Here is a 20388-nt window from a genome sequence, read left to right on the forward strand (position 1 = left end):
CCCCTCAGCCCTCCTGGCCGGTGGCGGCGAGCACGATCTCCCGCACCGTCACCTGCGGCGGCTGTCCGTACGCGTACGCGACCGCCTGGGCCACCGCCTCCGGGTCGAGCGCGCCGCCGGCCGACTCCTTCCAGGCCCGGTAGTCCCGCTTGATCCGCTCGTCGGTGGTGTGCGAGAGCAGCTCGGTCTCGACCGCCCCGGGGGCGATCACCACCACCCGGACCCCGGTCGGGGCCAGCTCCTCGCGCAGGTTCTCCGACATGGCGTGCACGGCGAACTTGGTGCCCACGTAGGCGGTGTGGTTCGGGAAGGTCTTGCGGCCGGCCACCGAGCTGATGTTGACGATGGTGCCGCGCCCGCGGGCCACCATGCCGGGGAGCACGGCGTGGATGCCGTACAGCACGCCCTTCACGTTGAGGTCGATCATCCGCTCCCACTCGTCCGGGTCCTGGTCGGCGATCCGGCCGAGCAGCATCGCCCCGGCGTTGTTGACGATCGCGTCGGCCGGGCCGTACGCCTCCTCGGCCTCGCGGACGGCGGCGGCCACGGCCTGACGGTCCGTGACGTCCACCTTGCGGCAGAGCGTGCGCGGCAGGCCGAGCGCCTCCAGCCGGTCCAGCCGGCGGGCCAGCAGGAGCAGGGGGTGGCCCAGGGCGGACATCCGGCGGGCGGTGGCCGCGCCGATGCCGGAGCTGGCGCCGGTGATCACGATCAGGGGAGCGGAGGTCACGGTGGGGTCCCTCTCGGACGGGGCGGTGGTCTGCCGGGATCCAGCAGACCACCGCCCGTACCGGGCCGCCACGGCTGTGCCGCGTCCGGGTCGTTCTAGACGTCCTGCGGGTACCAGCGCAGCTCGACGGTGTTGCCGTCCGGGTCCTTGAGGTAGACCGACTGGGCGTCACCCCGGGCGCCGAAGCGGCCGTCCGGGCCGTCGACGACCTCCAGGGCGCCGGAGTCGATCACCTCCTGCCAGTCCAGCGGGTCGACCACCAGGCAGAAGTGGTCCACGTTGGAGGCCTCACGGGGGCGGGCGAACAGGTCGATGATCGTGCCCTCGGAGACCCGGACGGAGGGGAAGGACACCTTCCCGGCCCGCCACTCCTCGACCCGCACGCCCTCCAGCCCGAGCGTCCCGGTGTAGAACGCGAGCGAGCGCTCGACGTCCCCGACGTTCAGCACCAGGTGGTCGAAACCCTTCACGCGCATGACAACCCCCGTCTCGTGGTGGGGCTTCCTCACTGACGCCCCGTCAGTGGATCTTAACCACAGGGCCGGGCCTCAGGACCAGGGGTCGAAGGGGATGCCGGCGGGCCTGGAGGCGTTCAGCAGGTTGCGGAAGCGGTCGTCCTTGTCGGTGGTCTTGATGGTGGCGGCGCCGAAGTCGGCGTTGTTCAGGCGGTCGCGCAGTTCGGTGCTGGGCCAGCCGTTCCAGTCCACGATCGGGGGCTGGCGCCAGGAGTGGTAGTGGTTCTCCGGGGGCTCGTCGTTGGCGTTGGCGAGGCGGAACAGGTGCGTCAGGGCCGGCAGGCCGTCCTTGTGGTAGACCACCTTGGGGTGGGTGCCGTCGAAGCGCACCTGGGAGCGCGGGTAGGTGGACTGGCCGCTGTGCTGGGTCACCGTCAGGTACTCGACCTGGTTGGAGGCCTGGTTCACCCAGGAGATGACGTGCTCCCAGTCGTGGCGGTGGCCGCAGCAGCCGCTCACCGTCTGGTCCTTCTCGAAGTAGCTGGCGTACACGATCGCGCACCAGCCGTTGTTGCACTTCGAGCGGGCGTAGGTCTGCGAGCGGTCCAGGTCGGACTGGTCGTGGCAACTCCCGTTCACCGCACCGCTGGTCTTCAGGCCGGGGTTGAGCGTGCCGTCCGGGGCGATGGCCGCGACGGCGTAGCAGCCGTCGGTGTCGTAGTCGTACGCGGGGGAGAAGGACGCCTCGTAACCACCGGCCCGCTGCGGGAGGTTGGGGAGGGATTCGGCCTGCGCGGTGGCGGCCGGGACGGCGAGCAGGAGGGCGGCGGCGCCGAGCAGGGTGCCGGTGCGCCGGGCGGTGCGGTGGGCCATGCGGTGCTCCTCTTGTCGTGGACACTGCCGGATGAGGAGCTTAGGGCCGTGGAGCGCTCTCCGGGTGAAGTCCGGCGGTCGGGCCGGCGAATCTCAGCCCGGCCCGGCCGCCCGGTGCAGGGCCGCTTCGGTGGAGGCCACCAGGTCCGCGTCGCCCAGGACCTGGCGGAGCGTCAGGGCTTCGGTGAGCAGGGTGCGGGCCTCGGCGAGGCGGCCCTGGTCGGTGCGGTGCTTGCCGAGGTGCTGGAGGCAGAAGTGCGCCAGGCCGGGGTGCTCGGCCCGGGCCAGGCGGAGGGCTTCGCGGTAGTGGGGCTCGGCCTTGTCGAGGGCGCCCGCGTAACGGTGGGCGTCGCCGAGGTTGATCCGGACGGCGATCCGGGTCGGGCCCTCCGCCCGGGTGAGGGCCTGTGCCAACAGGGCCGTGGCGTCCGGGAGCCGGCCGAGGGCGAGGAGGCCGACGCCTGCCCGGCGCAGCTCCCGGGGGTCGGTGGGCGCGGTGGTGAGGAGGGCGGCGACCGCGCGCTCCAGGGCCGGGCGGTCGGCGGGGACCATGCGGCCGGTGGCATCGAGGGTGATGAGGTGGTCCACGGACGGAGTGTGGCAGGGCCGGGTGACGGCGGGGCGGAGCGGTGGCCGATGATGGTCGGATGATCTACCGGGCGAACATGGTGGTGGCGGTTGTCGGGGTGGTGTGCGGGGGGCTGCTCCTGATCACCGCGGTTCGGGTACAGGGGGACGGCGGGGCGGTCGGGTGGACCGTGCTGGCCGGGGGAGTGTTGCTGGTGGCCGTCCTGTGGCTGGTGTTGGAGGTGCGGCAGGGGCGCCGTCAGCGGGGCGTGGGCAGCGGGAAGGAGTAGCTGCGCGGGCGGGCACAGGACTGGCAGGGGGCGGAGACGCGCAACTCCGTCCGGGTGCGGGCGAGTTGCCAGTGGCAGGAGAGGCTGCCGCAGGTGCAGGGCCGTCCGGCCGCCGTGGTCAGGGCGTCGAGGGCCGAGGCGGGGACCGCCTCGGCGGGAGGCGTGGGCTCCGCGGGTGCGGGCTCCTGGCGCCGCCAGGGCGGCGGGACGGGGGGAGCGGTGCGGCCCTGGCCCGCGCAGTCGACGCAGCGGCCGGGGCCGGCCTGGCCGCCCCAGCACTGGCAGCGGCCGTAGCCCGTCCGCCCCGGGGTGTGGTGGCGGCCGGTTCCCTCGCAGATCAGGCAGATGCCCCAGCCCTGGCAGTCGGTGCAGAGCACACCGGTGCCGGTGCTCAGGGTGTGCAGCGGCCGGCGCAGCCCCTCCCGGCCGGGGACGAAGACCACCGGGGTGTGGCCGGAGAGGGTGAGCACTCCCGTGCCGCGGCCCTGATGGGCCGTCACCTCGAAGCCGTCCCGCTTGGCACTGGCCCGGGCGGTGCCCTCGGTGTGGCCGGTCCAGCGGTGGGCGTGCCAGCCCGCCGCGGCGAAGGCTGCCGTCACCTCGTCGAAGTGCTCGGTGCCCGCGCCGCGTTCGACCGCGAGCAGGGCGAAGTACCGGTGGCCGACGGGCTCGTCGTGCAGCTCCTGGGTGTCGGTCCACTCGCGCACCACCGACGGAGGGCGGCCGACGGCCAGCGGGGAGGCGACGGCCAGGAGTTCGGCGCGCAGCCGGTCGGCCGGCGTGTCGGTGTCGGTGGTCATCGCGGCCCCCCGGGTCGGCGGCCGCGCGGCTCTCGCACGCCCCCGGGGTGATCCTGCCAGCGATGGTGCGCCCGCGGAACACCGCAGGGCGGGGGCGGACGGTCAGGCCCGGCGGAAGACCGGGCGGCGCGGGGTGAGGCGGAAGCGGCGCTCGGCGCGGGGGAGGGCGGCCAGTCGGTCCGCCTCGTGGCCGGGGACGCGGGCCGGGGCACCGGAGCCGGTGTCACGGTCGGGGCCGCCGACGTACAGGTCGGTGAGGGCGGCGGCGAGCAGGGTGAGGTCGCTCATGGCGGGGTCCCTTCCGGGGTGTCCGTGTGGAGTGGCTCCAGCCTGACCTGCCGTCATGACGGGCGGTTTGCGGGTGGATCTCGGGCGGGTGCCGGGCGGGGGCGGTCCGGTTACGCGGGGGTGACCGGCCCCGGGCACATCCTGCCCGGGGCCGGTCGTCCGCCGGTTACGAGAAGACGACCGAGCGGAGCTTGAGGCGGTTGCCGAGCTTCTTTCCGGGGTCCATCACGTAGTAGACGTCGCCGTCGCAGCCGAAGTCCAGGAAGACGGTGGCGGTGGAGGTGGTGAGGTTGTGCGGGGCGAAGGCGGGCTTGTCCTCGGTGGCACCGGGCAGGTCGATGCAGGTGCCGCTGGCGGGGTCGGCGATGCCGCTCGCGACTCCGGGGCCGACCTTGAAGAGGAAGTCCCCGTTGGCGGCCTGTGCCGAGTTGGGGACGGCGACCAGGAGCGCGAGGGCACTGAAGGCGGCGACGGTGGTCCGGCGGAACAGCATGGTTCTCCTAGGGCAAGCGGGGGGCCGCGTCCGGGACGGGAGCGGCGGTGTGCGAACGATTCCCCGCGGAGGGCCGGTCAGGCATCATGTCCCCCGGGCGGCCCTACAGTTGTGATTACCACCCCGCCCCGGCGGGAACAGCGGGCTGACGCCGGGCGTTCGCACGGGCATGACAGATACCGCACCTGAGGTGCTCCGCTACAGCGCCTTCACCACCGACCCCGCCGGGGGGAACCCGGCCGGCGTGGTGCTCGACGCCACCGGGCTGGACGACGCCGCCCAGTTGGGCATCGCCGCCGAGCTCGGCTACTCGGAGACCGCCTTCCTGCTCCCCGCCGAGGGCGAACGGGAGTACCGGGTCCGGTACTTCAGCCCGCTGATGGAGGTCCCGTTCTGCGGCCACGCCACCGTGGCGACGGCGGTCGCGCTGGCCGAGCGGATCGGCCCCGGCGAGCTGCTGCTGCACACCGGCGCCGGTGAGGTGCCGGTCTCGGTGACCGCCGGGCCGGACGGGCTGGTGGCGACGCTCACCAGCGTCGAGCCGCACGTGCTGCCGGTGGCGGACGAAGAGGTCGACGAGGCGCTCGCCCTGCTCGGCTGGGCGCGCGGTGACCTGGACGGGGCGCTGCCGCCGAGGATCGCCTACGCCGGGGCCCGGCACCTGGTGCTCGCGGCGGGCAGCCGGGAGCGGCTGGCCGCGCTGGACTACGACTTCGACGGCCTGGCCCGGTACATGACGGAGCGTGAGCTGGTCACCCTCCAGCTGGTCTGGCGCGAGTCCAAGACCGTCTTCCACGTCCGGGACCCGTTCCCGGTCGGCGGCGTGGTCGAGGACCCGGCCACCGGTGCCGCGGCCGCCGCCTTCGGCGCCTACCTGCGGGAGCTGGGCGAGGCCGCCCCGGACGCGGAGCTGACGCTCCACCAGGGGTACGACCTCGGCCGCCCGGCCCTGCTCCGGGTCGGCTTCGGCACGGAGGACCGGCGCATCCGGGTCACCGGGGCGGCGGTCCGGATTCCGGACGCCGAGTAGCCCTCGGCGGGGCCCCGCCGGTCGGGGGCGGGCAGGGGTCTGTTTGACTGCGGGAGCACCACCGCAGCCCACCGGTCCCGGCCACCCCGACCAGCGAGGTCCCGTGCTGTTCTCCGCGTTCGTCCCGATCTGGGCCCTCACCGGGGCCGGCTACCTGGTCGCCCGGCGGGGGCTGCTGGGGCCGCACGCGGAGGCGGTGCTCGGGCGGTTCGTGTTCCACGTCGCCATGCCGGCCGCCCTGTTCACGATGATCGCCCGCACCCCGCTGGAGCGCTTCGCCAACACCTCGGTGCTGGCCTTCGCCGCCGGGACGGCCCTGGCCATGGGGATCGGCGCCCTGCTGGCGGCACTGCTCTTCGGCCGGGGCCGGGGCGAGCGGACGGTGGGCGGGATGGCCGCCGGGTACGTCAACTCCGCCAACCTCGGCATCCCGGTGGCGATGCAGGTGCTGGGCGACGCCACCTTCGTCGCCCCGGTGGTGCTGCTCCAGGTGCTGGTGGTGACGCCGGTGGTGCTGACGGTCCTGGACGGCGAGAGCGGAGCGGGTGTGCGGCCCGGGCGGCGGCTCGCGGGCCTGCTCGCCCTCCCGCTGCGCAACCCCATCCTGCTGGCGGCCGGCCTCGGTGCGGCGGTCTCCGCCCTGCACTGGCGGCTGCCCGCCGAACTCGCCCGCAGCTGCGAGCTGTTGGGCGGCGCGGGCGTCCCGACCGCCCTGGTCGCGCTCGGCCTCTCGCTGCACGGCCGCCCCCCGGCCGAGGGCCGCACCCCGCCCGCGGAGCTCGGCGTCCTGGTCACCCTGAAGACCGTCCTCCAACCGCTGGCCGCCTACGCCGTCGGCCACTGGCTGCTCCACCTCCCGGCCGGCCAGCTCCGCACCGTGGCCCTGTTCTCCGCCCTCCCGACCGCGCAGAACGCCTACACCTACGCCCGCGAGTACGGCATCGGCAAGGTCCTGGCCCGCGACGCGGTCCTCTGGTCCACCCTGGTCTCGATGGCCACCCTCTCGGTGGTCGCCTGGGTGCTGTGACAAGATCTCCCAACTGTCGGAGACGGTCTGGGGGGACACGATGGACACGAGGCGTGCGGTGCGTCGCGCGGTGACGGGGCTCGGGGTGCTGGCACTGCTGGCGGCGAGCGGTTGCGGGTTCACGGCAGCGGAGGCGCCGGACGGGCCGGGCCTGCCGTCCGCCACCCGGCGTCCTGTCGTCTGGCCGCCCTCGCCGACCCCCTCCCCCTCGCCGACGCGCAACCACGTGGTGCTGCGCGAGCACGCGGGGCAGGAGGACCTCTGGATCCTCGACGCGCTGGAGGACGGCGGCCCCTCCGGGTGCCCGCGCCCCTCGCTGTCGAACATGGTGGTGCTCGACTCGGACGGCCACGGGTACGCGTACGCGGTCTGGCTGGCCGACGACGTGTACGTCTGCGCGGCGGCGCTGGTCCGCCGCCGGAACGGCAGGCTGCAGGAGACCTCGCTGTTCGCGCCGATCCGCGAACTGGCCGCAGGGCATCCGCACCTCTTCTCCTTCCAGGAGAACGGGGGCGCCTACCTCACGGCGTTCCTCGGGGTCGACGGCGGGGTCGCGCTGAAGGGCGACGAGACCGGCAGGTACTGGCCGGCGCGGTCGCGGACGGTGCAGCTGGGCGGCGGACGGGTCGTCACCTTCGCCGTGGCCCGGTTCACGGGCGAGTTCTCGGGGGGCCGGCACCAGCCGTTCGCCTTCTGCCCCGTCCGCGACGTGTTCGAGTGCCGTGCCGTGCGGTAGCGGCCGGCCGGTCAGGAGGGGCTGACGCACCCTCAGGGCAGGGTGAGGATGCGGGGGCCGTCCTCGGTGACGGCGACGGTGTGTTCGACGTGGGCGGCGCGGGAGCCGTCGGTGGTGCGCAGGGTCCAGCCGTCGGGGTCGGTGCGGTGGGCGTCGCGGCCGCCGGCCATCAGCATGGGCTCGATGGCGAGGACGAGTCCGTGGCGCAGCGGGAGGCCCCGGCCGGGGCGGCCGCGGTTGGGCAGGTGGGGATCCTCGTGCATGCGGCGGCCGATGCCGTGGCCGCCGAAGTCGGCCGGCATGCCGTAGCCGCCGCGGCGGGCGACGGTGCCGATGGCGTGGGAGACGTCGCCGAGGCGGTGGCCGACGGTGGCGGCGGCGATGCCGGCCTCCAGGGCGCGGCGGGTGGTCTCGATCAGGGCGAGGTCGGCCGGGCGCGGGGTGCCGACGGTGAAGCTGACGGCGGCGTCGCCGTTCCAGCCGTCGAGTTCGGCGCCGCAGTCGATCGAGACCAGGTCGCCGTCCCGGAGCCGGTAGGCGGTCGGGATGCCGTGCGCCACGGCGTCGTTGACGGAGGCGCAGATCACGGCCGGGAACGGGACCGGGGCGAAGGCCGGGCGGTAGCCGAGGAAGGGCGAGCGGGCGCCGGCCTCGTCGAGCACGGCGCGGGCCGCCTCGTCGAGTTCGAGCAGGCTGACGCCGGGTGCGGCAGCGGCCCGGACGGCGGCCAGGGCGTTGGCCACCACCCGGCCCGCCTCGCGCATCAGTTCCAGTGCGGTGTCGGTCTTGATTTCGACCATCGGGCGTACCTCTCCCCCGGGTTGTCCCAATACTTATACCGGTATTAGTATCACGGTCATGGTGAGAGTCCCCCTGAGTCCGCAGGAGCGGGCCCGCGGCGAGCGGTTCGGAGCCCTGCTCCGGGAGGCCCGCGGTGAGCGCAGCATGGTCGAGGTCGCGGCGGCGGCCGGGGTGTCGGCGGAGACGCTGCGCAAGATCGAGACCGGCCGGGCGCCGACCCCGGCGTTCTTCACGGTGGCGGCGCTGGCGCACGCGCTGGGCGTCTCGCTGGACGTGTTGGCCGGAGCCTGCGCGGAGCCGGTGGAGGAGGGCGAGGCCCGCTCCGCCTGAGGACCGGTCAGCCCGCCAGGTCGGCCAGGCGGCGGGCGGTGTCGGCCAGTTCGGGGCGGTCGGCGATCCGGTCGCGGAGGCCGCGCAGCTCGTGGCCGACCAGGGCGGGCAGGGCCGGCCGCTCCGGGGCGGCCGCCTCCAGGGCCGGGGCGAGCAGCGAGACGGCGGTCTGCGGGTCGTGCGCGCAGTAGTGGCAGTCGGCGATCCGGACGGTGAACAGCAGCCGGGTGGACGGGAGTTGGGCGGTGCCCAGCAGGTCGAGGGCGTGCTGGGCGGCGTCCACCGCGCGCAGTGCCAGCAGCGGGTCCTGGACGGCGGCCGCCACGTCGCGCAGGGCGGCGGCCGCGCCGGACTCCACCCGCAGCTGCATGGAGGCGATGGAGAGCCAGGGCGCGTCCGTCTCGTCGTGGGCGCCGATGTGGTCCAGGTGCAGCCGGGCCCGGCCGATGTGCCGGACGGTGGCCCGGACGTCGCCGGCCAGGGCGTACGCGCGGGCCTGGCCGACCTGGCCCATCGCGGCGGCCCAGTGCCGCCCCGGGGCGGCCCGGGTGATCTCCCGGGCGTAGCCGAGGGCGGTGGCGGCGTCGCCGTCCAGGCGGGCCAGGGTGCTCATGTCGCTCAGTGCGGCGACCTGGGTGGCCGGGTCGTCGGCCAGTTCGGACCAGGTGAGCGCCCGGTCGAAGCAGGCCATCGCGGTGGCGTAGCGGCCGTGCTGCATCCGCATCGCCCCGGCGGCGTGCGCGTACTCGGCGGCCAGGCGGACCAGCGGGCGGCGGCGCCCGGCCGGGGTGACGGCCAGGCGGTCGAGCACCGCGCGCAGGGTGCGCTCCACGGCGGCGGCCACCTCGGGGCGGGCGGCCCGTTCGCCGGCCTTGAGGTGGGCGGCGAGCAGGCCGGCCAGGGCGTGGGCGGTGTCCGGGTCGAGGCCGGTGCGGCCGGCCGGGTCGGCGCAGAACTCGGCGTGCAGGGCGGAGAGTCGGGGCTCCGGGGGGACGGTGCAGCCGGCTGCGCCGTGCAGGGGGCAGAGCAGGCCGTAGTCGGGGAGGCGGGCCGGGGCGGGGCCGGTGGGGAAGGTGAGGCTGGCGGTCGGGTGCGGGTGTCCACCCGCAGCCGGGGATTCGTACCCGGCGGACGGGGCGTGGCCTTCCGCCGCGCGCAGTTCCTCGCGCCCCTGGGTGCCGCGGTTGGGTCCGCGTCCCTGGGGGGCGCTGCGGTCGGGGCCGCGGAGGAGGGGCGGGGCGCCGAGTGCCTCGCGGGGGAGGGGTGGGCGGACCAGCCCGGGGGGCAGGCCGGGCCCGGGCTGTTCGCTCGACTCGGCCTTGCCGAAGGCGGCCGTCAACTCGCCCTCGGCGTGCAGGAGTTCGTCGATCTGCTGGACCAGGCGGGCGTTCGCCCGGCGGGTGCCGTGCTCCAGCCGGCTGATGGCGGTGTGGTCGTAGCCGATCGCGGCGGCCAGCTGGGCCTGGGTCAGCCCGGCCCGGCGGCGCCGGTTGCGCAGCAGGGCGCCGAAGGCCTGCCAGGCACCCGCGGCGGAGACCGCGGCCGGGGCGTCGTGGGGCGCGGTGGTGGGGCAGGGGGGCTCTGACGGATCGTCAAGGAGCCTTGCGGCGGCGCGGCTGCGGTGCACTGGCAGTTCTCCCCCCGGGTCCGTGCGCGTATCGAGGACGGTACTCCTCCGCGGCCCGCCGCGTACATCGGATGGTCTCAACCTCTTCACGGATGTGGTCTCGACCTCTGGGCCCCGTGGGTGGTCGAGACCTCTGACCGGAACCCGCAGCTTGACAGAGTTTGCCAACCGCACCGGGCGCCGTCCGCAACCGTTGACCGCGTCCTGACGACGTGTGAGTGTTCCGGCACCCGAGCACGGACGCCCCACGGCCATGCCCCAACGTGGCCTCCCCGGCGTGCCTTTGGCATGTCGTCCGTGGTCGAGCACCCCCACGTTCGAGGAGTCTCGATGAAAAGAAAGTTGCTGACGGCGGGCACCACCCTGACCGTCCTGGCCGGGATGCTCGCCGCCACCGCGGCCGGGCAGGCCGGTGCCGCACCCCAGCCGGTACCGTCGGGAGCGCAGTCCGCGCAGGCCGCACTGGTCGCACTGAACACCGCCGTCGCCGCCGCCGACCAGGCCGCCACCGCGGGCCTGGACGCCCTGGCCAAGGGGCCGGACGAGACCTACCAGCGCCAGACGGTCACCCCCTGGGTCGACGGCCTCTACTCCGTCGCCTACGAGCGCACCTACAAGGGCCTGCCGGTGGTCGGCGGCGACGCGGTCGTGCTGGCCGACTCCCAGGGCAAGGTCCGGGGCAGCCAGAACGCCAAGTCCGGTGCGATCGGCGTCCCGTCCACCAAGGCCACCGTCACCGCGGCCACCGCCGAGGCCACCTCGCGGGCCAAGCTGGCCAGCGTGGAGGGCGTCGAGTCCAGCCGCCTGGTGGTCCGGGTCAAGGACGGCACGTCCTCGCTCGCCTGGGAGACGGTGCTCAACGGCCGTACCCAGAGCGCCCCGAGCCGGCTGCACGTGTTCGTGGACGCCCGCTCCGGTGCGGTCATCGACTCCTACGACGACGTCAAGGGCGGCACCGCGAACAGCAAGTGGAACGGCCCGCCGCCGGTCTCCATCGACACCACCAACTCCGGTGGCAGCTACTCGCTGCGCGACCCGAACCGGCCCGGGCTGACCTGTTCCGACTACTCGACCAACCAGGTGTTCAGCAAGTCCAGCGACACCTGGGGCACCGGAGCCTCCACCAGCAAGGAGACCGGCTGCGCCGACGTGTTCTTCGCGGCGCAGAAGGAGTGGAACATGCTCCGCGACTGGCTGGGTCGCAACGGGCACAACGGCACCGGCGGCAGCTGGCCGGTCAAGGTCGGCCTCAACGAGGTCAACGCCTACTGGAACGGCTCCTCCATCTCGATCGGCCGCAACAACGCCAACGAGTGGATCGCCTCGATCGACGTGGTCGGCCACGAGTTCGGCCACGGCATCGACCAGTTCACCCCCGGTGGCGCGGCCAGCAACGAGGCCGGCCTGGGCGAGGCGACCGGTGACATCATGGGCGCCCTCACCGAGGCGTACGCCAACCAGAGCGCCCCGTACGACGCCCCCGACTACCTGGTCGGCGAGATGATCAACCTGGTCGGCTCCGGCCCGATCCGGAACATGTACAACCCCTCGCAGGTCAGCAACAACCCGAACTGCTACTCCTCCTCCATCCCCAACACCGAGGAGCACGCGGCGGCCGGCCCGCTGAACCACTGGTTCTACCTGCTGGCCGAGGGCACCGCCCCCGGTGGCGGCAAGCCCAACAGCCCGACCTGCAACAACACTTCGCTGACCGGCATCGGCATCCAGCAGGCCGGCAAGGTCTTCTACGGCGGCATGCTGCTGAAGACCAGCGGCATGACCCACAAGAAGTACCGGGTCGCCACCTTGTCCGCGGCGAAGTCCCTGGACCCGAGCTGCAACACCTTCAACAAGACCAAGGCCGCCTGGGACGCGATCAGCGTGCCGACCCAGTCCGGTGAGGCCACCTGCACCCCGTCGGGCAACAACGACTTCTCGGTCGCCGTCAGCCCGTCCGGTGGCACGGTCAACAAGGGCTCCTCGGTCACCGCCACGGTGAGCACCTCGGTCGTCTCCGGCAGCGCGCAGACGGTCAACCTGACCGCCTCGGCCCCGGCCGGCGTCACGGTCTCCTTCAACCCGTCCTCCGTGCAGGCGGGTTCGTCCTCGACCATGACGGTCAGCGCCTCCAACTCGGCCGTCAGCGGCCAGATCACGGTGACCGGCACCGGCTCGGCCACCCACACCGCGCAGTACAACCTGACCGTCAACGGCGGGGGCAACCCCGACCCGCAGGCCCCGGACATCTCGGTGGCCAACGTGCAGGCGCACCTGTCGCAGCTGAACACCATCGCCTCCCAGAACGGCGGCAACCGCCGTGCGGGCAGCGCGGGTTACACCGCCTCGGTGGCGTACGTGAAGGCCAAGCTGCAGGCGGCCGGCTACACCGTCTCCGAGCAGTCCTGCACCACCTGCACCTACGTCTCCAACAACCTGATCGCCGACTGGCCGGGCGGCCCCGCCGACCAGGTCACCATGCTCGGCGCGCACCTGGACAGCGTCGCGGCCGGCCCCGGCATCAACGACAACGGCTCCGGCTCGGCGGTCCTGCTGGAGAACGCGCTGGCGCTCGCCCAGGCCAACCCGCAGAACCTCACCCGCCACGTCCGGTTCGCCTGGTGGGCCGGCGAGGAGCAGGGCCTCCAGGGCTCCAAGCACTACGTCAACCAGCTCGGCTCCGCCGCCCGCAGCGCCATCAAGGGCTACTACAACTTCGACATGGTGGGCTCCACCAACGGCGGCTACTTCATCAACAACATCTCCTCGGCCACCTCGGCCCCGATGAAGGCCTACTGGGACTCGCTGAACCTCCAGCCGGAGGAGAACGTCGAGGGCCAGGGCCGCTCGGACGACTACTCCTTCCAGCAGGCCGGCATCCCGACCTCGGGCTACGCGGCCGGTGCCAGCGCCACCAAGACCTCCTCGCAGGCCACCAAGTGGGGCGGCCAGGCCGGCCGTGCCTACGACTCCTGCTACCACTCCGCCTGTGACACCACCGCCAACGTCAGCGCCACCGTGCTGGACCGCTCGGCGGACGGCGTCGCCTACACCATCTGGAAGACCTCGGTCGGCGGCACCACCAACCCGGACCCGGAGCTCTCCCTCGCGGTCTCCCCGAACAACGGCAACACCACCCCGGGCAACTCGCTGACCGCCTCGGTCGCCGTCACCGGCACCGCCCAGACGGTCAACCTCTCCGCCTCGGGCGCCCCGGCCGGCACCACGGTCTCGTTCAGCCCGTCCTCGGTGCAGACCGGCTCCTCCTCCACCATGACGGTCTCGGTGGGCTCCTCCACCGCGGCCGGCACCTACACCATCACGGTCACCGGCATCGGCTCGGTGAGCCGGACCGCCACCTACAGCCTGACCGTCGGCGGGGGCCCCTCCACCGGCACCTGGGCCGCGGGCACCACCTACGCCGCGGGTGACGTGGTGACCTACAACGGCGTCAGCTACCGCTGCATCCAGGGCCACACCGCCCAGGTCGGCTGGGAGCCGCCGAACGTCCCCGCCCTGTGGGGTCGCGTCTGACCATCTGAAAACACAGGCTGTGCCGCGGTCCGTCGAGGGGGACGGGTCGCGGCACAGCCGCGTCCGCCTCCGGGTATGAGAAGCGGAAGCTGGACCTACTCATAAGATCACTTATTGTGATTACTTGTTACACTCGGTGTCAGGCAAGGGAATTGTCGTACCGAGGAGAGCAGCGCGATGGCCGTCGAGACCCTGGACGTGGACCGCACCGACCCGGAGTACCGGGCCTGGCTGAAGGAGGCCGTCCGCAAGGTGCAGGCCGACGCCAACCGCTCGGCCGACACCCACCTGCTGCGCTTCCCGCTCCCGGCCGACTGGGGCATCGACCTCTACCTCAAGGACGAGTCCACCCACCCGACCGGCAGCCTCAAGCACCGGCTGGCCCGCTCGCTCTTCCTCTACGCGCTCTGCAACGGCTGGATCCGCCCGGGCCGCCCGGTGATCGAGGCCTCCAGCGGCTCCACCGCCGTCTCCGAGGCGTACTTCGCCGGGCTGATCGGGGTGCCGTTCATCGCGGTGATGGCCAAGAGCACCAGCCAGGCCAAGATCGACCTGATCGAGTTCCAGGGCGGCGAGTGCCACCTGGTGGACAGCGCCTGCGAGGTCTACGAGGCGGCCGCCACGCTGGCCGCCGAGACCGGCGGCCACTACATGGACCAGTTCACCTACGCCGAGCGGGCCACCGACTGGCGCGGCAACAACAACATCGCCGAGTCGATCTTCGCCCAGCTCCGCCTGGAGCCCCACCCCGAGCCCGCCTGGATCGTCGCCACCGCCGGCACCGGCGGCACCTCCGCCACCCTGGCCCGCTACGTCCACTACACCCAGGCCGACACCCGGATCTGCGTGGCCGACCCGGAGAACTCCTGCTTCTTCCAGGGCTGGGTGGACCACGACCCGGACGCCACCTGCGACACCGGCTCCCGGATCGAGGGCATCGGCCGCCCCCGGATGGAGCCCAGCTTCGTCCCCGGCGCCGTCGACCGGATGATGAAGGTCCCGGACGCCGCCTCGGTCGCCGCGATCCGGGTGCTGGAGCGGGTGCTCGGCAAGAAGGCCGGCGCCTCCACCGGCACCGGGCTGTGGAGCGCCCTGCGGATCGTCGCCGAGATGCGCGCCGCCGGGCAGCACGGCAGCGTCGTCACGCTGATCTGCGACCCGGGCGACCGCTACCTGGACAAGTACTACTCCGACGACTGGCTGTACGGCCAGGCCATCGACATCGCCCCGTACCAGGAGCAGCTGGAGCTCTTCCTCGAGGACCGGGGCCCGCTGGGCTGACGGAAAACCGGTGGTGGGGGCGCGGCCCGCGCTGATAGGCAGGGCGGTATGAACGACCTTCTGACCGAGCGCCTCGTCCTGCACGCCTTCACCCCGGAGTCCGCCGCCCGGGTCGAGGCGGGCGAGCCCGGCGACGGCGACCACTGGGTGGACGGCTACCCCGGCCCCGGTGAGCAGCGCGCCACCCGCAACTTCCTGAACCGCTGTCAGGACGGCACCACCCCGCACCCGTTCGGCAACTACGAGATCCGCCGCCGCGAGGACGGCGCCGCCGTCGGCGGCATCGGCTTCCACGGCACCCCGGACGCGGCCGGCTCGGTGATGATCGGCTACGGCCTGGCCGAGCGGGCCCGCGGTCTGGGCTACGCCACCGAGGCGGTGCGGGCGATCGTCGAGCACTGCCGGGCCCACGGGGTGGTCACCCTGCGCGCGGACACCGACCCGGGCAACCACGCCTCGCAGAACGTGCTGCGCAAGGCCGGCTTCCGGCTGGTCCGGGAGGACGAGGAGGGGCCGCTGTTCGAGATCGGACTCGCCGACGGCGCCAAGATCGTGACCTACCTGGAGCTGGCCTCGCCGGACGCGCTGCGGCCCGGTGCGGAGGTGGCCGGGCTCGGCGTGCGGGAGGTCGAGGGCGGCTCGGCGGAGAACCGGGAGGCCCGGGAGCGGGTCGGCGGGCCGTACGGCTGGAGCAGCGCGCGGCGCACCGAGGAGCAGTGGCGGGAGTCGCTGGCGGAGCGGCCGGGCCGGCGGTTCTGGATGATCACCCGTCAGGACGAGACGGTGGGCATCCTGGAGACCGAGCCCCACCCGGACGGCTCGGTCGAGATCGGTGCCTTCGGGCTGCTGCCGGAGCACGTCGGCCGGGGTCTCGGCGCCGCCGCGCTGACGCTGGCCCTGCGCACCGCCTGGGCCACGGAGGAGGCGACGACCCGGGTCGTCCTGGACACCTGCACCGATGACCACCCGAACGCCCTGGGCAACTACCTGGCCCGGGGCATGACGGTCTACCGGACGGAGACGGGCAACAAGAGCGTCTTCTGACGGGGGCTCAGGACAGCACCAGCTCGCGGATGGACTCGCGGGCCAGGGCCGCCTCCGCCGGGGGGAGGGCCGCGTCGGTGACCCAGGTGTCGACCGCCGACAGGGGGGCGATCGCGGAGAGGCCGACCACGCCCCACTTGGTGTGGTCGGCGACCACGACGGTGCGGCGGGCGGAGGCGATCAGGGCGCGGTTGGTCTCGGCCTCGGCGAGGTTCGGGGTGGTCAGGCCGGCCTCCGCGTCCAGGCCGTGGGCGCCGAGGAAGAGCAGGTCGAAGCGGAGTTCGCGGACGGCCCGGTCGGCGACCGGGCCGACCAGGGCGTCGGAGGGGGTGCGGACCCCGCCGGTGAGCACCACGGTGGTGCCCGCCCCGGTGCCCGCCCGGCGGGCCCGCTCGAAGACCTCGGAGACCGGCACCGAGTTGGTGACCACCGTCAGGTGCTCCACCTCCACCAGCTGCTGGGCCAGCGCGTAGGTGGTGGTGCCGCCGGAGAGCGCGACCGCGCTGCCGGGGGTGACCAGGGCGGCCGCGGCCCGGGCGATCTGCTCCTTGGCGGAGGGCTCCAGCGCGGACTTGGCCTCGAAGCCGGGCTCGTGCGCCAGCGCCGCGCCCGCCGCCACCGCCCCGCCGTGCACCTTCTCCACCGCCCCGGCCCGGGCCAGCGCGTCCAGGTCCCGACGGATCGTCATGTCGGAGACCCCGAGCCGCTGGGTCAGCTCGTTCACCCGTACCCCGCCGCGCCGCCGCACCTCGTCGAGGATGAGCGCGCGGCGCTGCTCGGCCAGCAGGTTGCTGGTGTCGGCCATCTGTCAGCCCTCCGGGTCGGTCCGTGGCGCCATCCTGTCAGATCGTCACACCGGGTAGGTCCTCGGGGACGAGCAGCTGGAGTTCCTCCGTGGTCGGATCGGCCAGCTGGGCGACCCGCATCGCGTGCCGCTCCACCATGGTCTCGAACACCTGACGCGCCGTCCGGCCGTTGCCGAATCCCGGCCCCCGGTCCAGCCGGGAGAAGTGGTCCAGCAGGGCCCGCTCGGCCGCCTCGGTCAGCGCGTACTCGTGCTCCACCGACTGCGCCCGGGCGATCTCCAGCAGCTCCCCGGCCGAGTAGTCGGGGAAGGTGACGGTCCGGGAGAAGCGCGAGGAGACCCCGGGGTTGGCCGAGAGGAAGCGCTCCATCTCGGTGGTGTAGCCGGCCACGATCACCACCACCTCGTCCCGGTGGTCCTCCATCAGCTTCACCAGGGTGTCGATCGCCTCCCGCCCGAAGTCCCGGGCACCGTCCTCGGGGGCCAGCGCGTAGGCCTCGTCGATGAACAGCACCCCGCCCCGGGCCCGGTCGAAGGCCGCCTGGGTGCGGATCGCGGTGGAGCCGATGTGCTCGCCGACCAGGTCCACCCGGGCCACCTCCACCAGGTGGCCCTGCTGGAGCACCCCGAGCGAGGCCAGGATCTCCCCGTACAGCCGGGCCACCGTGGTCTTGCCGGTCCCGGGGGAGCCGGTGAAGACCAGGTGCCGCCGGAGCGAGGGCGCCTTCAGCCCGGCCTGCTGGCGGCGGCGGCCGACCGAGATCAGGTCGATCAGGGTGCGCACCTCCTGCTTCACGGTGGCCAGGCCGATCAGCGAGTCCAGCTCGGCCAGCGCCTCGTCGGCCGGACGGCAGTCCGGGATCGGCGCGATCGAGGCCGTCACCGGGGCGGCGGCGGTGGTCAGCCGGACCACCCGCGGGGCCGGTACGGCCGGTGCGGCGGGAGCGGCGGCGGACGGGGCGGGCGCCGGGGTGTTCGCCGGGGCGACGTCGTCCGAGACGCAGTTCTCCGTCACCGGCCCCGGCTCGGAGAACTCGAACCCGGCCCGCGCGTTCTGCTCCGCCCGGCACCGGGTCAGCACCGTGCGGCAACCGTCGATCACGTGGAAGCCGAAGCCCTGCCCCTGGGTGACCCGGCAGTCGGTGAAGCTGCCCCGGCCCTGGGCCGAGACGTAGACGGCGGCCTCCGCGCTGCCCCGCACCGTGCACTCGTACAGCTCCGGATCGGCGCCGGTGGTGACGATCACCCCGGTGCCCACCTCGGAGATCTCACAGCCCGTCAGCCGTCCGCCGCTGCCGTGGTCGCGGAACCAGAGCCCGGTGGCCGCCTGCTGCACCCGGCAGTCCGCCAGCTGCACCGTGGCGCCGCCGCTGACCGAGACGGCCGAGCTGCGCACCGCGCTGAACGAGCAGTCCTTGGCCGTCACCAGCGAGTCCCGGTCCAGCACCGAGAGGGCGCCGGGCACGTCGTGCACCGAGCAGTCGGTGAGCACCGCCCGGGCACCGTCGCTGACCCAGACCGCCGGGTAGTCGCCGGTGCTGGAGTGCAGCTCGCAGGAGAGCGCGGTGACCTCGGTGCCCGGGTCCCAGACCGCCAGTGCGCCGCGGCCGAACTCCCGGACGGTGGTGTGCTCCAGGGCCAGCCGGGCCCGGCCGCGCAGATCGGCCCCGTTCTCGGCCAGCTCGTACAGGCGGCAGCCGGTCAGGGTCAGCTCGGCGCCGCTGTCCAGGGTCAGGCCGTTGTCGGAGACCCGGTGCACGGTGGAGTCGGCGAACCGGCCCACCGCCTGCTTCTCGGCCAGCACCCCACTGCCCTTGATCTCGTAGATCTCACAGCCCGTCAGCTCCACGGTGCTGCCCGCCCCGGTGAGCAGCACCCCGGCCCCGCCGGCGTGGTGCACCCGGCAGCCGTCCAGCCGGGCGGTGGAGCCGTCCAGCACCGCCAGGCCGACCTGGGCCGAGCCGGCCAGCTCGGTGGACTCGGCCACCAGCGCGGCCCCGGCGCGCAGCCGCACGCCCAGCCCGGCCGGGTTGAGCACGGTGCAGCCGCGCAGGGTCAGGGCGGCCCCGTCGGTCAGCTCCACCCCGGAGTCCGCCGTGGCCTCCACCCGGCAGCCGGCCAACTCGGCGGCCACGCCCGGCCCGTGGACCAGCACGGCGGGGGCGGAGCGCTCCGAGCCCTCGATCACCAGGCCCTGCACCACGGCGTCGGCGGTCAGGGTGAGGGGCACCCCGGAGGGCGGGTCCAGCCGCACGGTGCCCGGCCCGTCCGCCGGGCGCAGGGTGAGGGGCTTGTCCAGCACGACGTTCTCCCGGAACGTCCCGGCCCGGACGGTCAGCGTGTCGCCCGGCTCGGCGGCGGCCACCGCCTCGGCCAGCGTCTGGTACTCGCCGGCCCGGCGCCGCCAGCGCGAGGCGCTGTCCTGGGTGACCCGGACCCTGTGCTCAGCCATGACGATCCGCCATCCCCACCTCTGTCAACGGGCTGTCTGTATCGGAGCTTGCCGCAACGGGAGACGCCGCACCGCCACGACCGGTACAACGACCGGGCGCGGCACGGGTTCCGGGCCGGTGGACCGGGCGGTCAGCGACGCTCCAGGACGGTGAACTCGTCGCCCAGGCGCAGGGTGCCGACCAGGCCGGTGAAGCCCTCCGGCCGCTCCGGGATCAGGTTCTGGCCGAAGACCAGCTTCTGGTCCAGCTGGTGGTGGCGGCCGAGCGCCCGCAGCGGCTCGGGGCCCCGGCGCTCGCCGGTCTCCTGGTCGGTGGTGGTCACCACGCAGCGGCCGCAGGGCTTGGCCACCCGGAAGGTCACCTCGCCGATCCGCACCCGCAGCCACTCGTCCTCGTCCCAGGGCTCGGCCACGTCCACCACCAGGTTGGGGCGGAAGCGCTCCATCGGCACCGGGGCCGCCTTGCGCTCGTCCTCCGGGTGGTCCTCGGCGATCCGGGCGTTCAGCCCGTCCAGCGAGCCGGTGGTGGTGAGCAGCAGCGGGAAGCCGTCGGCCATCGTCACGGTGTCGCCCGGCCCCGCGTACTCCGGCTTCACCGGCCGGGCCAGCGGGTCGTCCAGGTGCACCAGCCGCACACCGGGGAAGTACCCGGCGAACCAGGCGTTGGCCTCCTCGGCGGCCAGTGCGGTGGTGAAGAAGGTGCCGAACACCTCGGCCTTGACGGACGGTTCGCCGGCGGGGGCGGCGATCTCGATCCGCCCGCCGTCCGGGGCGGTCACGCTCAGCGAGCCGTCGGGGGACGGCAGCGCGCGGAACTGACCGAGCGTCGGCTCGTCCCGCTGGGTCACGGCCTTGCCGCCCTCGTCCACCAGCATCCACCGCCGGTCCCCGGTCAGACCCCAGGGCTCGACCTGGGCGCTCTCCGGGCTGAGCCGGTAGGTGGACTTGATCGGATAGATGTGCAGACCCGTCAGCTGAGGCATGCGCCCATCCTGCCAGAGCCCGGCGGCGCCTCGAATGCAGGTGGTTACACCGGGGGCGCGAGGAACTGCGCGAAGCGGAAGGCGGACCAGAGCCGGATCGGGGCAGGTGAGCCAGTTGCAGGTGCTGCCGTTCCCCAGCGCGCAGTTCCTCGCGCCCCTGCGGGGCGCTCCCTCGTGCGGCCCGCGTACGCCGAGGGGCCGCCTGGACCGGTGTGGTCCGTGCGGCCCCTCGGGACGACCGTTGT

General features: G+C 73.8%; 20 protein-coding genes. 8 read left to right on the top strand and 12 right to left on the bottom strand.

Annotated features, from left to right (window positions below; genetic code table 11):
• Positions 1-4: 4 nt before the first annotated feature.
• The 4 genes from ACIA8O_RS35470 to ACIA8O_RS35485 form a co-directional block, all read right to left on the bottom strand.
• Positions 5-730, bottom strand: a complete 726-nt coding sequence (locus ACIA8O_RS35470) for an SDR family oxidoreductase (protein WP_396298156.1) — start codon at positions 728-730, stop codon at positions 5-7.
• A gap of 95 nt (positions 731-825) precedes the next feature.
• On the bottom strand, positions 826-1206 hold the full coding sequence (locus tag ACIA8O_RS35475) for a VOC family protein (protein WP_396298157.1): 381 nt from the start codon (positions 1204-1206) through the stop codon (positions 826-828).
• Between the two features lie 72 nt (positions 1207-1278).
• Complete coding sequence (locus ACIA8O_RS35480; protein ID WP_396298158.1) at positions 1279-2058, bottom strand: NPP1 family protein; 780 nt, start codon at positions 2056-2058, stop codon at positions 1279-1281.
• A gap of 93 nt (positions 2059-2151) precedes the next feature.
• Complete coding sequence (locus ACIA8O_RS35485) at positions 2152-2646, bottom strand: tetratricopeptide repeat protein (RefSeq protein WP_396298159.1); 495 nt, start codon at positions 2644-2646, stop codon at positions 2152-2154.
• A gap of 59 nt (positions 2647-2705) precedes the next feature.
• On the opposite strand from ACIA8O_RS35485, the gene ACIA8O_RS35490 reads away from it, so the two are divergent.
• Positions 2706-2915 (top strand): hypothetical protein, encoded by a 210-nt coding sequence (locus ACIA8O_RS35490; RefSeq protein ID WP_396298160.1) that lies wholly within the window; start codon positions 2706-2708, stop codon positions 2913-2915.
• Here the strand turns inward: ACIA8O_RS35490 and ACIA8O_RS35495 are convergent.
• From ACIA8O_RS35495 to ACIA8O_RS35505, 3 genes are all read right to left on the bottom strand, one after another.
• A complete protein-coding gene (locus ACIA8O_RS35495) occupies positions 2885-3715 on the bottom strand; it encodes a hypothetical protein (protein ID WP_396298161.1) in 831 nt (276 codons plus the stop codon). The two genes, ACIA8O_RS35490 and ACIA8O_RS35495, sit on opposite strands and share 31 nt — an antisense overlap.
• Before the next feature lie 102 nt (positions 3716-3817).
• Positions 3818-4003 carry a hypothetical protein gene (locus tag ACIA8O_RS35500; RefSeq protein WP_396298162.1) on the bottom strand — a complete coding sequence of 62 codons (186 nt, stop codon included), beginning with the start codon at positions 4001-4003 and terminating at the stop codon, positions 3818-3820.
• A gap of 166 nt (positions 4004-4169) precedes the next feature.
• Complete coding sequence (locus ACIA8O_RS35505) at positions 4170-4496, bottom strand: hypothetical protein (protein WP_396298163.1); 327 nt, start codon at positions 4494-4496, stop codon at positions 4170-4172.
• Between the two features lie 169 nt (positions 4497-4665).
• Between ACIA8O_RS35505 and ACIA8O_RS35510 the strand changes: the two genes are divergently transcribed.
• The 3 genes from ACIA8O_RS35510 to ACIA8O_RS35520 all read left to right on the top strand — a co-directional run bounded on the left by ACIA8O_RS35510 (position 4666) and on the right by ACIA8O_RS35520 (position 7289).
• Positions 4666-5526 (top strand): PhzF family phenazine biosynthesis protein, encoded by an 861-nt coding sequence (locus tag ACIA8O_RS35510; protein ID WP_396298164.1) that lies wholly within the window; start codon positions 4666-4668, stop codon positions 5524-5526.
• Positions 5527-5629: 103 nt separating this feature from the next.
• The gene (locus tag ACIA8O_RS35515; protein WP_396298165.1) at positions 5630-6553 is read left to right on the top strand and encodes an AEC family transporter; all 924 of its coding nucleotides are present in this window, start codon (positions 5630-5632) and stop codon (positions 6551-6553) included.
• A 40-nt stretch (positions 6554-6593) separates the two neighbouring features.
• A complete protein-coding gene (locus ACIA8O_RS35520; RefSeq protein ID WP_396298166.1) occupies positions 6594-7289 on the top strand; it encodes a hypothetical protein in 696 nt (231 codons plus the stop codon).
• Between the two features lie 32 nt (positions 7290-7321).
• On the opposite strand, the gene map is transcribed toward ACIA8O_RS35520, so the two are convergent.
• Positions 7322-8089, bottom strand: coding sequence for a type I methionyl aminopeptidase (map, locus tag ACIA8O_RS35525; RefSeq protein ID WP_396298167.1), 768 nt, complete (start codon positions 8087-8089; stop codon positions 7322-7324).
• Between the two features lie 58 nt (positions 8090-8147).
• Between map and ACIA8O_RS35530 the strand changes: the two genes are divergently transcribed.
• Positions 8148-8420 (top strand): helix-turn-helix domain-containing protein, encoded by a 273-nt coding sequence (locus tag ACIA8O_RS35530; protein WP_396298168.1) that lies wholly within the window; start codon positions 8148-8150, stop codon positions 8418-8420.
• Between the two features lie 7 nt (positions 8421-8427).
• Here the strand turns inward: ACIA8O_RS35530 and ACIA8O_RS35535 are convergent, their stop codons facing one another.
• Positions 8428-10047 carry a helix-turn-helix domain-containing protein gene (locus ACIA8O_RS35535; RefSeq protein WP_396298169.1) on the bottom strand — a complete coding sequence of 540 codons (1620 nt, stop codon included), beginning with the start codon at positions 10045-10047 and terminating at the stop codon, positions 8428-8430.
• Between the two features lie 330 nt (positions 10048-10377).
• On the opposite strand from ACIA8O_RS35535, the gene ACIA8O_RS35540 reads away from it, so the two are divergent.
• The 3 genes from ACIA8O_RS35540 to ACIA8O_RS35550 all read left to right on the top strand — a co-directional run bounded on the left by ACIA8O_RS35540 (position 10378) and on the right by ACIA8O_RS35550 (position 15903).
• Positions 10378-13578, top strand: a complete 3201-nt coding sequence (locus ACIA8O_RS35540; protein ID WP_396298170.1) for a M28 family peptidase — start codon at positions 10378-10380, stop codon at positions 13576-13578.
• Positions 13579-13755: 177 nt separating this feature from the next.
• Entirely contained in the window at positions 13756-14859 is a 1104-nt protein-coding gene (locus ACIA8O_RS35545; RefSeq protein WP_396298171.1) for a PLP-dependent cysteine synthase family protein, read from the top strand.
• Positions 14860-14907: 48 nt separating this feature from the next.
• Complete coding sequence (locus tag ACIA8O_RS35550; protein WP_396298172.1) at positions 14908-15903, top strand: GNAT family N-acetyltransferase; 996 nt, start codon at positions 14908-14910, stop codon at positions 15901-15903.
• A 7-nt stretch (positions 15904-15910) separates the two neighbouring features.
• On the opposite strand, the gene ACIA8O_RS35555 is transcribed toward ACIA8O_RS35550, so the two are convergent.
• The 3 genes from ACIA8O_RS35555 to ACIA8O_RS35565 all read right to left on the bottom strand — a co-directional run bounded on the left by ACIA8O_RS35555 (position 15911) and on the right by ACIA8O_RS35565 (position 20143).
• Positions 15911-16708 carry a DeoR/GlpR family DNA-binding transcription regulator gene (locus ACIA8O_RS35555; protein WP_396298173.1) on the bottom strand — a complete coding sequence of 266 codons (798 nt, stop codon included), beginning with the start codon at positions 16706-16708 and terminating at the stop codon, positions 15911-15913.
• Between the two features lie 37 nt (positions 16709-16745).
• Positions 16746-19160: a right-handed parallel beta-helix repeat-containing protein gene (locus ACIA8O_RS35560; RefSeq protein WP_396298174.1), complete on the bottom strand. Its 2415-nt coding sequence runs from the start codon at positions 19158-19160 to the stop codon at positions 16746-16748.
• 131 nt (positions 19161-19291) lie between these two features.
• On the bottom strand, positions 19292-20143 hold the full coding sequence (locus ACIA8O_RS35565) for an MOSC domain-containing protein (protein ID WP_396298175.1): 852 nt from the start codon (positions 20141-20143) through the stop codon (positions 19292-19294).
• Positions 20144-20388 lie beyond the last annotated feature (245 nt).

The organism is Kitasatospora sp. NPDC051853, assembly GCF_044452665.1.
GTDB lineage: Bacteria > Actinomycetota > Actinomycetes > Streptomycetales > Streptomycetaceae > Kitasatospora.